The following is a 13,223-nucleotide window of genomic DNA, read 5'->3' as shown; positions in this document are numbered from 1 at the left end:
GAAAGCATGCCCCGCAACGACAATAGAACAATGGGAGACGTCATGTTGCGAAATTTGCGGTGCGGTGTTTTTGGGCTCGCAGTTCTCTTAGGTCTTTTCAGCGCCGCGCCTCCCGCCTCCGCCGCCTATCCCGACCGCCCCGTGCATTGGCTGATCGGCTTTTCCGCCGGCGGCCCGGTCGACATCGTGGCGCGGATCATGGCGCAGTGGCTGTCCGACCGTCTCGGCCAGCAATTCATCGTCGAGAACCGCACCGGCTCCGGCGGCAACATCGCCGCGGCCGCCGCGATCAACTCACCGCCGGACGGCTACACGCTGCTGTTCGTCGCGCCCAACAACGCGATCTCGACCTCACTCTACAAGAAGCTGCCGTTCGACTTTTTGCGCGACACTGTTCCGGTCGCCAGCATCATGCAGCTCACCAACATGCTGGTCGTCTCCAACGCGTTCCCGGCGAAGACGGTCCAGGAGTTCGTCGACTACTGCAAGGCCAATCCCGGAAAGATCTCCTTTGCCTCGTCCGGCAACGGCACCTCGGTGCATATGTCGGCGGAGCTGTTCAAGGTGCTGACCAAGTGCGACATGGTGCACGTGCCCTATCGGGGATCTGCGATCGCCTTCCCCGACATCATCTCCAACAAGGTGCAGCTGATCTTCGACAATCTGCCCTCCGCGCTGGAGCAGGCCAAGGGCGGCAACGTCCGCGCGCTGGGCGTGACCTCGCCGCAGCGCTGGCCGAGCGTGCCCGACGTGCCCGCGATCGCCGAGACCGTGCCCGGCTTCGAATCGATCGGCTTCTACGGCATCTCCGCGCCGAAGGGCACGCCGAGCGAGGTGATCGAGATCCTCAACAAGGCCGTCGGCGAAGCGCTGAAGGACCCCAAGCTGGTCGCCCGCCTCACTGAAGTCGGCGGCCTCCCCAAGGCGATGACGCCCGCCGAGTTCGGCAAGCTGGTCACCGACGAGACCGAGAAGTGGAAGAAGGTCGTGGAGTTCGCGGGGGTCTCGGTGGACTAGCGAAGGGCCTGCAGCGCGCTTGCGACTCGTCGGCAACGCATCGGAGGGGGCCCGGGAGGGTCCCTCTCTTCAAAAGTCGCAAAACAACCCCATGCACAGTAGACGAGGCCAGCAATTTCAATGGGTTACCGAACCCGAAAAACGGGTCCTCCGCAAGGCGGTTTGCTTCGTCGGGCAAAACAGGGTTATACAGTCATCATCGCCAATTCGGGAATTCGAAAACGATCGACGATGCTGCGCCGGCGTTCCCCTCCGCCAGAGCCAGCATTGCACCCCCGCCCCCATCCCTGTAAACGAACCGCGCACCGTTGCCGGCCGCGCGTTCCGCGGGTCGTCTCGCGGCGGGGCCTGTAGCTCAATGGTTAGAGCCGGCCGCTCATAACGGTCTGGTTGCAGGTTCGAGTCCTGCCGGGCCCACCAGCCTTCGCTCGCTTCGCGAGCTTCGGCTCGGCGAGCCAGCGCCATACACCAAAGGCGAAGCGAGCGAAGGCTGCCGCGCCGAAGCCCAACGGGCGAAGGCCGGCTCCAAAATCAAATGACCAGGGCCATGACCGGATTTTCCGGTGGACTGGCTGATTTTATTTGAGACATGATCAAGATCACGACACTCCCCGTTGCGACACGCGATGTCCGCGAGCGCATCCAGCGGCGGATGTGCGGCGCAGCTCCTGACCCCTCTCACTCCTGCCTCTCTCATTTCGGAACTGAATATGCGCAAGCTTCTGACGATTTTGGTGATCTCGTGCTGGGCGACTTTGGCTCACGCACAAAAGGCCGACCTCATTGTCACGAACGCAAAAATCGTGACGCTGGATCCCGCATCGACGATCGCGCAAGCACTCGCAGTCCGCGAAGGCAGGATCGTTGCAGTCGGCGGCAACGACGCCATGGAAGGCCTGATCGGGCCCGCGACGCGCCGCGTCGACGCAGGCGGACGCACGATCATTCCGGGATTGATCGATTCCCACATTCACGCCGTGCGCGCCGGCCTCACCTACGCAACAGAGGTCAACTGGATCGGCGCAAAGACAATCGGCGAGGCGATGGAACGCTTACGCCAGGCGGCAAAAGCGCGTCCGGCGTCCTGGATCATCGTGGCCGGTGGCTGGAGCGAACTGCAATTTGCGGAAAAGCGGCGGCCGACCCTGGCCGAGGTGATGTCGGTCGTTCCTGACAATCCGGCTTACATCCAGCTGTTCTATTCGGCGCTGCTCATGACGCCGAAAGCGCAACAAGCCCTCGGAATTTCCTCGGATCAATTGCCGGCCGGAATGACGGCCGAACGCGCTGCGTCGGGCGAAACCACGGGTTGGTTCAACGGCTCCATTGTCAGCATCTCCGCGCTGTTCGATCGCCTGCCGAGGCCGAACTTCGAAGAGAATGTCGCCGGGACCCGGCAGTTCTTCACGGAACTCAATCGTCTCGGAATTACCGGGATCGTGGATCCCGGCGGCTTCAGCATCTATCCTAGCCACTACGCCGCCCTGCAAAAGCTCTGGCGCGAGAAATCACTGTCTGTACGGGTCGCCTACAGCCTGTTCGCCCAGAATGTCGGCGCAGAATTCGAGGAGTACAAGAGCCTCACGCCGTTCCTGCCGATGGGATTCGGCGACGACATGCTCCGCTTCAATGGAATCGGCGAGCGGGTCACGGGCGCCATGTACAACAACAACGCGCCCGATGCGGCCGCCAAGGGCAAGTTCCTCGAGATCATTCGCTGGGCGGCAAAACAAGGGCTGACGGTCACCCTTCACTGGCAGGAAGACAAGTCCGTCCATCAACTCCTGGACCTCTATGAAGAGGTCAACAAGGAGACGCCGATCGCGCCGCTGCGCTGGTCCATCGCCCATCTCGACAACACCTCGCCCGAAACGCTGGCACGGATGAAGGCGCTTGGTATCGGCTGGACCATGCAGGACGCCATGTATCTCGGAGGCGACCGTATCGTGGCGCAGGCCGGCGAAGCCGCGCGCAGCATGCCGCCCATCGTCACAGCGTTGCGCACGGGCGTCCATGTCGGGGCCGGCACGGATGCGCATCGGGTCGCATCCTACAATCCGTTCGTCGCGCTGCAATGGATGCTCGACGGCAAGACCGTCGGCGGACTATCGACGCGCGGGTCGGACGAAACACCCAGCCGCGAAGATGCCTTGCGCCTCTACACCGTAGGAAGCGCCTGGTTCTGCTTCGACGAGACGCGGCGCGGCACGCTCGAAACCGGCAAGCTCGCCGACTTGGCGATTCTCGACCGGGATTTCACGTCCGTCCCCGTCGAGCAAATTGGCGCCACGGCGTCTCTGCTGACGCTCGTAGGCGGTAAGGTCGTCTATGCGGCGGATGTTTTTGCGGGCGCGAAATAGGGGGTGGAGGAGCGCCGGCCGCTCATAACGGTCTGGTTGCAGGTTCGAGTCCTGCCGTGCCCACCAGCCTTCGCTCGCTTCGCGAGCTTCGGCTCGGCAAGCCAGCGCCAAGATCTCCCGGCGAAGCGAACGAAGGCTGTCACGCCGAAGCCTGCAATGCGAAGGCGGACTGGATTCGGGGAATGCGCTGCCGAGGGTTCGCCGCTTCCGCTTGATGGGATGTTTTGTGCACTGTCACTGTAATGCCGGTCAGTCTCCTCGCAACTTTTCTTCATGAAAACGCTACACTTCGGATTGGTGCGACGTTGGAACACGATGCGAATATCCGCCCGCGTGGCCGTTGACGCCGTGCGCGGCGATGAACATGGCGACGGCCGACCGGCAATAGGATTCGATTTCCTTGTCGTCCTCTGCTCTCGCCTGATCGAAGCGTGCGATCATCAGGAGATCGGATCCTTTGAAAAGCGCGGCAAACAAGCGGGCGGACCGGAAAGGATCGGGCACGTTCAGAACCGCCTTCGCGTGCAACTGACGCAACAGGGCCTCGATTTGGGCGATGACATGGACGGGGCCGGCTTCGAAATGGAGCTTGCTTAACGAGTTTTGACTGGTCTTGTCGGCCATGACCATGGCTTCGACACTGCGGACGTCCGGTCTCAACAGCGTGCGAAGCAGTAATGATCCCACCGCCATGAGCTGATCTTCGACCGAACTGTCGACGCCTTCAAGAAGGGCCTGTGGTGCAAACAACTGACGGCAGCCGGCCGCCATGGCCGCGCCGAACAGCGCCTCCTTGTTCTCGAAGTGCCTGTAGATGCTGAGCTTGGATATCTTCGCTCGCTGGGCGACCTTGTCCAATGTCGTCGCTTGAAAACCCAATTCCATAAAGAGTTCGCGCGCGGCGTCGACGATCGTTTGGCCAAGCGCCTCGTTGGCGGGCCGGCCGCGCCGGCGCTGGCTGTTTTCGGTCACCACAGTTCCAGTCCTTGACAGTATCCTAATTCTTGAATTACGATACCATGCAGTGTCGGAAATATGCAAGCCAATGGGTGGGTTTCAACCTGCCCCCCAACGGAGCCCATCACCATGGATGACGTCATCATCATCGGCGGCAGCTTTGCCGGTCTCGCCGGCGCCCTGCAGCTCGGCCGTGCCCGCCGCAGGGTCACCGTTCTCGATACCGGCCTGCCGCGCAACCGCTTCGCCGGCCACTCGCATGGCCTGCTCGGCCACGATCACAAGCCACCGCTGGCCATCCTGGCCGAGGCGCGGCAGCAGCTGGCGCGCTATCCCACGATCAGGCTGGTCAGTGCCCGGGCCGACAGGGTCTCCGGCGCCATCGACGATTTCTCTGTCCTCACTGGCGATGGCGAAAGCCTTGGGGCGCGCCGCCTGATCCTGAGCTATGGCATTGCCGACCAGATGCCTGACGTTCCGGGCTTTGCCGAAAGCTGGGGCACGTCCATCGTGCCCTGCCCCTATTGCGACGGCTTTGAAGTCGCCGGCAAGCATTGGGGCCTCGTCTGGTCCGGCCCGCAGTCGCACAATCAGGCCAGGCTGTTCCTCGATTGGACCGACAAGTTGACGCTCTTCGCCGATGGTCACGACATTCCGCCCGATATCCGGGCCGATCTGGCGCGCCGAAGCATACCTGTCGTCGACGGCCGGATCACCGGGATCGCCCATCACGGGGGCCATAACGCCACCGTCAATGTCGATACCGGCCGCAATGTCGCGGTCGACATCCTGTTCGCGCATCCGCGCACCAAGCCGTCCGCAAGCCTGCATGAATCACTGGGCCTCGCCACGGTCGATACGCCCGGCGGCATCGCCCTGAAGGTCGACGAGCGCCGCCAAACCAGCATGCCCGGTATCTACGCCGCTGGCGACCTCACCACGGTCTTCTTGCCCTCGGTCACCCAGGCATCATCGCAGGGCGCGATGGCGGGTATCTTCGCCCAGCAATCGATGCTGAGTTGAGAGCACAGATTGGAGATGAGCATGGCCGTCGAACCGGACAGCGCGGGTGTGCGCTTCCCTCCGCCCTTCATCTATCTGGGAGCGCTGCTGTTGGGGCTGGCGGCGGAGCGGTTCGTCACCCTGCGCTCTTTCGGCATAGACTGGCGGTCGCGGGTCGCGACGGGCGCGCTGCTGTTCGTTGCCGGCGCGGCGATGATGCTTGCGGCGGCGGGGCTGTTCCGGCGGCTGGGCACCAACGTTCCGCCGTCGCAGCCAACGACCCTCATCGCAACGACCGGCCCTTATCAGTGGACCCGCAATCCCATGTATCTCGGCATGGCGCTCATTTATGCCGGCCTTGCGATCGGCTTCGACGGGCCGATCGCCTTCGCCTTGCTCCCGATGGTGCTGATCGCGATCCAGACGCAGGTGATCGCCCGCGAGGAGCGCTATCTCGAAGCGAAGTTCGGCGACGACTACCGCCGCTACAAGGCCGAGGTTCGCCGCTGGCTCTGACTATTCCGCAGCTGCCGCCTGCGGGGCCTTCTGATCGCGCTTGGACAGGCGGGCAGGTGCCGTTGTTCGCAACTATAGGAGCATTCGCAATGCAGTTGACCGTCAACAGTAAGCGCTACGATCTGGATGTCGAACCGGAAATGCCGCTCCTTTGGGTGCTCCGAGACGAGCTTGGTATCTCGGGACCGAAGTACGGTTGCGGGGCGGGCCTTTGCGGTGCGTGCACCGTTCATATCGACAATACCGCGGTTCGCTCCTGCTCGATCAACGCTGGCGAGGTCCGCGGCAGCATCACGACAATCGAGGGCCTGGGAACTCCCGCGAACCTGCACGTCGTTCAGCAGGCTTGGATCGAGCACCAAGTTGCGCAGTGCGGTTATTGTCAGTCCGGTCAAATGATGACTGCAGCGGCCCTGCTATCTAAAACCCCCGATCCCTCGGACTCCGAAATCGCCGAGGCCATGGACGGAAATCTTTGTCGCTGCGGGACTTACACTCGCATCCACAGCGCCGTCAAAACTGCAGCCCAGATGATGAAGGGGAAATAGCGTGGCTCGGCTCAAGACGATTGCAAGACGCACGTTCCTGATCGGCTCCGCTGCGATCGCCGGCGGCGTCGCCTTCGGCTATTACCGATTGCGCCGGGATCCTCCCAATCCGCTGCTCAAGGGACTCAAGGCGGGGGAAGCTGCGATCACGCCCTACGTCCGCGTCGATGCAAAGGGCGTTACGCTCATCACTCCGCGCGCCGACAAGGGCCAAGGCTCATATTCCATCCAGGCTCATCTGATTGCCGAAGAGCTTGACGTGGATCCGCACAAGGTTCGCATCGATCCTGGTCCGCCAGATACGGCCTACTTCAACAGCCGGATCATGGACGACAGCCTGCCCTTCGCCACGATCGACGAGGGCATTATGGCCCGGGGCGCGCGGGGAGGTGGCGAGGTGTTGAGCCGCGTTCTCGGTATGCAGATCACAGGGGGCTCGTCCACCGTACCTGACGGTTATCAAAAACTTCGCATGGCGGGCGCCGTCGCGCGCGAGACTTTGAAGGAGGCGGCGGCCAGAAGGTCGGGGGTGTCACGATCGCAATTGAAGACCAAGGACGGTCAGGTCATCTTGCCGGATGGCAAGTCCCTCACTTACGCGGAGCTGGCCGTTGAGGCAGCGCAGCTTGCGCCCGTTACCGATGTCACCCTCCGGCCAGAACAGGAGTGGCGCTACATCGGCAAGAAGATGCGCCGGATCGATATCGTCGCCAAGTCTACCGGTACACAACAGTACGGGATCGATATTCGTCCGGACCGGGTTATGTACGCTACCGTCCGCACCAATCCCGGCATGGGAGGCACGATCAAACGATATGATGCCTCCAGCGCGGAGAAGATGAGAGGCGTCAAAAAGATCGTCCCGATCAAAGACGGTGTGGGCGTGATCGCCGATAACACGTGGAGAGCCTTTCAGGCCGCAGCCGCTATCAAGATCGAATGGAACGATCCTCCTTATCCGGCCGACTCGGCTGGAATGTGGAAGGTCCTGGAGAATTCATTCTCCAAAGACCTGCAGGACAGCCGGCTTCGCAATGACGGAGACGTCGAGAAGGCTTTGGCCGGCTCATCCAAACCGATCGAGGCGGAGTATCGGACCCCATATCTGGCCCATGCGCCGCTGGAGCCCATGAATGCGGTTGTCCTCTATACGCAGGAGCGGCTCGACATCTGGACGGGAACGCAGATCCCAGTATTCCTCCAGGCCCATGCGGCTAAGCTGACCCGACTGCCGGAAGAGAAGGTCTACGTGCACGTTCAGCCGATCGGCGGCAGCTTCGGGGCGCGACTGGATGACACCTATGCGTTACAGGCCATCGAACTTGCGATGGCCATGGAGGGCGTTCCGGTCAAGATGATCTGGAGCCGTGAAGAGAACATGGCGCACGACTATCCGCGTCCCATTCAGCTCTCGCGCGCAAAAGGGACAGTTCGCGATGGCATGGTCGAGAGCATGAGCATCGATGTGGCGGGGCAATCGATGGGGGCTTCCTGGTTCAACCGGCTGCAGGCGCCCGTTCCTCCGGGGCCCGATGTTTCAAGCGTCAACGGTATTTGGGACCAACCTTTCGCAATACCGAACTTTCGTGTGACAGGTTACAAGGCAAAGGAAATGGTGCCAGTCAGCCCGTGGCGATCCGTCGGAGCGTCCGCCAATGGCTTCCACCATGCTTCCTTCTTGGACGAGTTGATCCATGCCGCGGGCGCGGATCCGATGGCGGAACTTGTTCGTCTCTGCAATCATGAGCCGTCCAAGAAAGTCTTGCAGACCCTGCGAGATATTTCCGGTTGGAAAGGCTCGCGTATCGACGATCGGCGAGCCCGCGGCGTGGCGCTGACGTTGTCCTTCGGCGTACCCATGGCTCAAATCGTCGAGGTGAGCGACACTCCTCAGGGGATCAAGATCGAGAAGGTATATGCCGTTTGCGATGTGGGGCGCATTCTGGACCCCGTCAATTTCGAAGCGCAGGTGCGGGGTGGCGTCATCTGGGCCTTGGGCCATGCCATGAACTGCGAGCTGACCTACGAAAACTTTGCGCCGGTCCAGACCAATTTTCATCTGTTCGAGGCCATGAGATTTCATCAGGCACCCGAAATCATCGTCAAGGGATTGGAGCTTGGTGGGGAAGTGCGAGGAATTGGTGAACCTCCCGTCCCGCCGGCGGCCCCGGCTCTCGCCAATGCGATCTTTGCTCTCACCGGGAAGCGGGTACGCGAATTGCCTCTAAACAAGAGCGTCAATTTCGCTTGATGAGTTGAGCTCCATCGCCCACTTGCGGTGCTTGCCCGAGCACCGCCATCTTCCCTCACGCAAGCCGACAATCTTGGGTTGAGTGGCCCAACATCCCTCAGAAGTGACGTCGACCATATAATCCAGCTTGGAGGAACGCATGTGCGCTAACAAATCAGACCTATTTCAAAACCTGTCCCGAATGGTCATCGCAGCGGTGGTAGGCATAGTCGCGGCCTCGGTTGCGAGTGAGGCCCGATCGCAGACCGTGATCCTATCAGGATCGCCGTTCCCGGAAAGTCTGGCAGCGACAATGGATGGAACGCTCTTTGCCAGCAGCTTGACGAACGGCGGAATCGCGCGCGTAAAGCCGGGCGCCTCCGAGGCCGAAGCCTGGATCAAGCCGGGGACATTCGATACGCGATCGACGTTCGGCGTTCTCGCCGACGAGAAGTCAGGGCTTCTTTGGGTATGTTCGAACGATGCCACCCCGCTCGGCGTCAAAGGTCCAAACACGATCGAAGGCTCGTTCGTTAAGGGGTTTGACCTCACAACCGGAGAGGGAAAAGTCAGCGCCCGACTGCCCGCGAAACCCTCGATCTGTAACGATCTCGCGGTTGGCCCGGACGGCGCACTCTACGTCACGAATACTCTGCAGCCACAGATACTCCGCTTGAAGAAGGGATCTTCCGAGCTGGACGTCTGGGTCCAGGACGACAAGCTGAAGGGGGGTCTTGATGGGATTGCGTTCGGACCGGATGGCGCCTTGTACGTCAACACCTTCCAAAGCGGCGAACTCTTCCGCATCGAATCCAAATCGGGAGTCGCTGGTGCCGTCACGAAGCTTGAGACGTCACGCCCAATCAAGTTTCCGGACGGTCTTAGGGCAGACAAGACCGGATTCGTGATGGTTGAAGGCGCCGGTCCGCTTTCTAAGGTCACGATTGTCGGGGATCGGGTCCAAATCGAAACGATCAAGGAATTCGCTGGACCAACAGGCGTCGCGCGCGTCGGCGACAAGCTTTGGGTAGCGGAAGGCCAGATTGGCTATCTCATGGATCCTTCCAAAAAGGGCCAGACGCCGACCTTCCAGCTGCGGTCAATCGACGCTCCCTGACCGACACGAGACCCTCGTCGCGCCCGGCGCGATCGAGACGGATTTCGCAGGCGGCACCTTGAAGAACACGCACGCGATCCAGGACTATTTCCGCGGCATCACAGCGCCGGGCCGCAGTGATGTTGCGGTGGTGCGTCATGGAGCTGGAACCAAGGTCTCAGCTTGGCGGTGCGATGCCGCAACCCGGTCCCGCGCATCAAGACAGACCGATTCCCGCAAAGTGTGCCGGCGACGTGAACACATACGCATTATTTTGCGGAGCCATTTCCCCAACTGACAAGAGCGGGTGGGCGCGCGGGGATCATCGTGCGGACTGGTATCGCAACCGATAGTTCAACGAGCGTATTTTTCCGCAATCTTGCCGCTAATCGAAAGCTCTTCAGCCTCCATGATTTTCAAACCGGTCTCGGTTATTTTGACGACATCGGTCACGCACGATTCAAATTTTGTCTTTTGACCTTGGGAGGCGAATATCCGCCCGCGTGGCCGTTGCCACGGTGCGCGGCGATGAACATGGCGACGGCCGACCGGCAATAGGATTCGATTTCCTTGTCGTCCTCTGCTCTCGCCTGATCGAAGCGTGCGATCATCAGGAGATCGGATCCTTTGAAAAGCGCGGCAAACAAGCGGGCGGACCGGAAAGGATCGGGCACGTTCAGAACCGCCTTCGCGTGCAACTGACGCAACAGGGCCTCGATTTGGGCGATGACATGGACGGGGCCGGCTTCGAAATGGAGCTTGCTTAACGAGTTTTGACTGGTCTTGTCGGCCATGACCATGGCTTCGACACTGCGGACGTCCGGTCTCAACAGCGTGCGAAGCAGTAATGATCCCACCGCCATGAGCTGATCTTCGACCGAACTGTCGACGCCTTCAAGAAGGGCCTGTGGTGCAAACAACTGACGGCAGCCGGCCGCCATGGCCGCGCCGAACAGCGCCTCCTTGTTCTCGAAGTGCCTGTAGATGCTGAGCTTGGATATCTTCGCTCGCTGGGCGACCTTGTCCAATGTCGTCGCTTGAAAACCCAATTCCATAAAGAGTTCGCGCGCGGCGTCGACGATCGTTTGGCCAAGCGCCTCGTTGGCGGGCCGGCCGCGCCGGCGCTGGCTGTTTTCGGTCACCACAGTTCCAGTCCTTGACAGTATCCTAATTCTTGAATTACGATACCATGCAGTGTCGGAAATATGCAAGCCAATGGGTGGGTTTCAACCTGCCCCCCAACGGAGCCCATCACCATGGATGACGTCATCATCATCGGCGGCAGCTTTGCCGGTCTCGCCGGCGCCCTGCAGCTCGGCCGTGCCCGCCGCAGGGTCACCGTTCTCGATACCGGCCTGCCGCGCAACCGCTTCGCCGGCCACTCGCATGGCCTGCTCGGCCACGATCACAAGCCACCGCTGGCCATCCTGGCCGAGGCGCGGCAGCAGCTGGCGCGCTATCCCACGATCAGGCTGGTCAGTGCCCGGGCCGACAGGGTCTCCGGCGCCATCGACGATTTCTCTGTCCTCACTGGCGATGGCGAAAGCCTTGGGGCGCGGCGCCTGATCCTGAGCTATGGCATCGCCGACCAGATGCCTGACGTTCCGGGCTTTGCCGAAAGCTGGGGCACGTCCATCGTGCCCTGCCCCTATTGCGACGGCTTTGAAGTCGCCGGCCAGCATTGGGGCCTCGTCTGGTCCGGCCCGCAGTCGCACAATCAGGCCAGGCTGTTCCTCGATTGGACCGACAAGTTGACGCTCTTCGCCGATGGTCACGACATTCCGCCCGATATCCGGGCCGATCTGGCGCGCCGCAACATACCTGTCGTCGACGGCCGGATCACCGGGATCGCCCATCACGGGGGCCACATCGCCACCGTCAAGCTCGATACCGGCCGCAATGTCGCGGTCGACATCCTGTTCGCGCATCCGCGCACCAAGCCGTCCGCTAGCCTGCATGAATCACTGGGCCTCGCCACGGTGGATACGCCCGGCGGCATCGCCCTCAAGGTCGACGAGCGCCGCCAAACCAGCATGCCCGGCATCTACGCCGCCGGCGACCTCACCACGGTCTTCTTGCCCTCGGTCACCCAGGCATCATCGCAGGGCGCGATGGCGGGTATCTTCGCCCAGCAGTCGATGCTGAGTTGAGAGCACAGATTCCCTTCTCCGGTTGCCGCGCGCGCGGTTGTCCTTCGAAGTCCGGCGCCAAAGCATGATCCGGAAAAGTGCGCAGCGGTTTTCCGAAAAGATCATGCTCAAACAACAACCTAAAGCGCGATGGCGATTCATCCTCATCGCATCGCGCTTCAGGCGGCACCGATCTCGACGCATGAGACGATCACACGCAGGTCTGGCGCCTTATCGCTGGTGGAGGCGGGATCGCTGGAGACGATGCGCGCTTTGGCATCGGATAGCTTCGTCAAGAACGAACCAGAACAAGGATATGTCATGGCACAGCACAATGCCGATCAGGTCGCCGACTGGAAGGGCCAAAGCGGGGAGCGCTGGGTCGTCCACCAGGCCCGGCTCGACGCCAGGTTGGAGGTGTTCGGCCAGGCCGCGATCGAAGCCGCCGCGCCCGCGACGGGCGAGCGCGTGCTGGACGTCGGCTGCGGCGCGGGCGCGTCGAGTCTGGCTCTGGCCGCCCGCGTCGGCGCGGGGGGCCAAGTGCTGGGCGTGGACATATCCGAACCGCTGATCGGTCGCGCGCGCGCGCTTGCGCCAAAGGATACGCAGGTCCTGTTCCAGGTAGCCGACGCCAGCAACGCCGAGTTGCCCGAGGGCGCGTTCGACATCCTGTTCTCGCGTTTCGGAGTGATGTTCTTCGACGATCCGACAAAGGCGTTCGCGCATATGCGCCGTGCCCTCCAACCGGGCGGCCGCGTCGCTTTCGTCTGCTGGCGCGGCGTGGCCGAGAACGATTGGATGCGCCTGCCGATGGGCGCGATCAAGGGCATCGTCCCGCCGACGGCGCCGCCCGATCCCGAAGCGCCCGGTCCATTCTCGTTCGGCGACCCGGGGCGGGTGGCTCGGATCCTGACGGCGGCCGGCTTCACTGATATCGCTTTCGCGCCCTTCGATGCTTCCGTCCCGCTTGGCGAGGGCGCGACGCGGGACGCGGCGATCGACGACGCGGTGAAGATGACGCTCGAGGTCGGCCCGCTGTCGCGCGCTCTGGCTGATCAGCCTGACGACATCCGCGCCCGCGCCTCGGCTGCGGTTCGTGCCGCCTTCGCGGGCCACGCCGGCGAGCGGTCGGTGATAATCGACAGCGCGACGTGGATCGTCACGGCGCGCAATCCCGCAAGCTGATAGCGATTAGCAGGGGAGACGCCCCGCTCGGTGGAGGGGGGCGTCTTTGGCCGGTCAGCGGGACCAGATGAGGCCGTATTCGCCGCGGTCTCGGTCTCGGAGAGTAGAGAGTTGGTTAGTTGGCCAATCGGTCAGGGTACGCAGAAGAGACAGAAACGCCTCGCTTCGTGGCTCGCAACCATG

At 62.1% G+C, this 13,223-nt stretch carries 11 protein-coding genes and 2 tRNA genes; 11 read left to right on the top strand and 2 right to left on the bottom strand.

What is annotated here, in order from left to right:
* The first annotated feature begins 42 nt into the window (after nucleotides 1-42).
* The 4 genes from IVA81_RS30950 to IVA81_RS30935 all read left to right on the top strand — a co-directional run bounded on the left by IVA81_RS30950 (nucleotide 43) and on the right by IVA81_RS30935 (nucleotide 3,443).
* Nucleotides 43-1,017 carry a tripartite tricarboxylate transporter substrate binding protein gene (locus IVA81_RS30950; RefSeq protein WP_247324976.1) on the top strand — a complete coding sequence of 325 codons (975 nt, stop codon included), beginning with the start codon at nucleotides 43-45 and terminating at the stop codon, nucleotides 1,015-1,017.
* Between the two features lie 344 nt (nucleotides 1,018-1,361).
* Nucleotides 1,362-1,437 (top strand) — tRNA-Ile (locus IVA81_RS30945).
* Nucleotides 1,438-1,727: 290 nt separating this feature from the next.
* Nucleotides 1,728-3,377, top strand: a complete 1,650-nt coding sequence (locus tag IVA81_RS30940) for an amidohydrolase (protein ID WP_247324974.1) — start codon at nucleotides 1,728-1,730, stop codon at nucleotides 3,375-3,377.
* Nucleotides 3,365-3,443 (top strand) — tRNA-Met (locus IVA81_RS30935). The genes IVA81_RS30940 and IVA81_RS30935 overlap by 13 nt, the downstream gene beginning before the upstream one ends.
* Before the next feature lie 216 nt (nucleotides 3,444-3,659).
* Here IVA81_RS30935 and IVA81_RS30930 read toward each other — a convergent pair.
* Nucleotides 3,660-4,349, bottom strand: coding sequence for a TetR/AcrR family transcriptional regulator (locus tag IVA81_RS30930; protein ID WP_247324972.1), 690 nt, complete (start codon nucleotides 4,347-4,349; stop codon nucleotides 3,660-3,662).
* 114 nt (nucleotides 4,350-4,463) lie between these two features.
* Here IVA81_RS30930 and IVA81_RS30925 point away from each other — a divergent pair, with 114 nt between their 5' ends.
* The 5 genes from IVA81_RS30925 to IVA81_RS30905 all read left to right on the top strand — a co-directional run bounded on the left by IVA81_RS30925 (nucleotide 4,464) and on the right by IVA81_RS30905 (nucleotide 9,747).
* Nucleotides 4,464-5,357 carry an NAD(P)/FAD-dependent oxidoreductase gene (locus tag IVA81_RS30925; protein WP_247324971.1) on the top strand — a complete coding sequence of 298 codons (894 nt, stop codon included), beginning with the start codon at nucleotides 4,464-4,466 and terminating at the stop codon, nucleotides 5,355-5,357.
* A gap of 21 nt (nucleotides 5,358-5,378) precedes the next feature.
* The gene (locus tag IVA81_RS30920) at nucleotides 5,379-5,852 is read left to right on the top strand and encodes an isoprenylcysteine carboxylmethyltransferase family protein (RefSeq protein WP_247324969.1); all 474 of its coding nucleotides are present in this window, start codon (nucleotides 5,379-5,381) and stop codon (nucleotides 5,850-5,852) included.
* An 89-nt stretch (nucleotides 5,853-5,941) separates the two neighbouring features.
* Complete coding sequence (locus IVA81_RS30915; RefSeq protein ID WP_247324967.1) at nucleotides 5,942-6,400, top strand: (2Fe-2S)-binding protein; 459 nt, start codon at nucleotides 5,942-5,944, stop codon at nucleotides 6,398-6,400.
* 1 nt (nucleotide 6,401) lies between these two features.
* Nucleotides 6,402-8,651, top strand: coding sequence for a molybdopterin cofactor-binding domain-containing protein (locus tag IVA81_RS30910; protein ID WP_247324965.1), 2,250 nt, complete (start codon nucleotides 6,402-6,404; stop codon nucleotides 8,649-8,651).
* Between the two features lie 139 nt (nucleotides 8,652-8,790).
* The gene (locus IVA81_RS30905) at nucleotides 8,791-9,747 is read left to right on the top strand and encodes a hypothetical protein (protein WP_247324963.1); all 957 of its coding nucleotides are present in this window, start codon (nucleotides 8,791-8,793) and stop codon (nucleotides 9,745-9,747) included.
* Between the two features lie 428 nt (nucleotides 9,748-10,175).
* On the opposite strand, the gene IVA81_RS30900 is transcribed toward IVA81_RS30905, so the two are convergent.
* Nucleotides 10,176-10,868 carry a TetR/AcrR family transcriptional regulator gene (locus IVA81_RS30900; RefSeq protein ID WP_247324962.1) on the bottom strand — a complete coding sequence of 231 codons (693 nt, stop codon included), beginning with the start codon at nucleotides 10,866-10,868 and terminating at the stop codon, nucleotides 10,176-10,178.
* 114 nt (nucleotides 10,869-10,982) lie between these two features.
* Here IVA81_RS30900 and IVA81_RS30895 point away from each other — a divergent pair, with 114 nt between their 5' ends.
* Both IVA81_RS30895 and IVA81_RS30890 read left to right on the top strand, forming a co-directional pair.
* Nucleotides 10,983-11,876 carry an NAD(P)/FAD-dependent oxidoreductase gene (locus IVA81_RS30895; RefSeq protein WP_247324960.1) on the top strand — a complete coding sequence of 298 codons (894 nt, stop codon included), beginning with the start codon at nucleotides 10,983-10,985 and terminating at the stop codon, nucleotides 11,874-11,876.
* Nucleotides 11,877-12,176: 300 nt separating this feature from the next.
* Nucleotides 12,177-13,040 carry a class I SAM-dependent methyltransferase gene (locus IVA81_RS30890; protein ID WP_247324959.1) on the top strand — a complete coding sequence of 288 codons (864 nt, stop codon included), beginning with the start codon at nucleotides 12,177-12,179 and terminating at the stop codon, nucleotides 13,038-13,040.
* Nucleotides 13,041-13,223 lie beyond the last annotated feature (183 nt).

Source organism: Bradyrhizobium sp. 141, assembly GCF_023074055.1.
In the GTDB taxonomy this organism is placed as follows: Bacteria; Pseudomonadota; Alphaproteobacteria; order Rhizobiales; family Xanthobacteraceae; genus Bradyrhizobium.
This window is presented reverse-complemented; position numbering and strand designations above follow the sequence as displayed.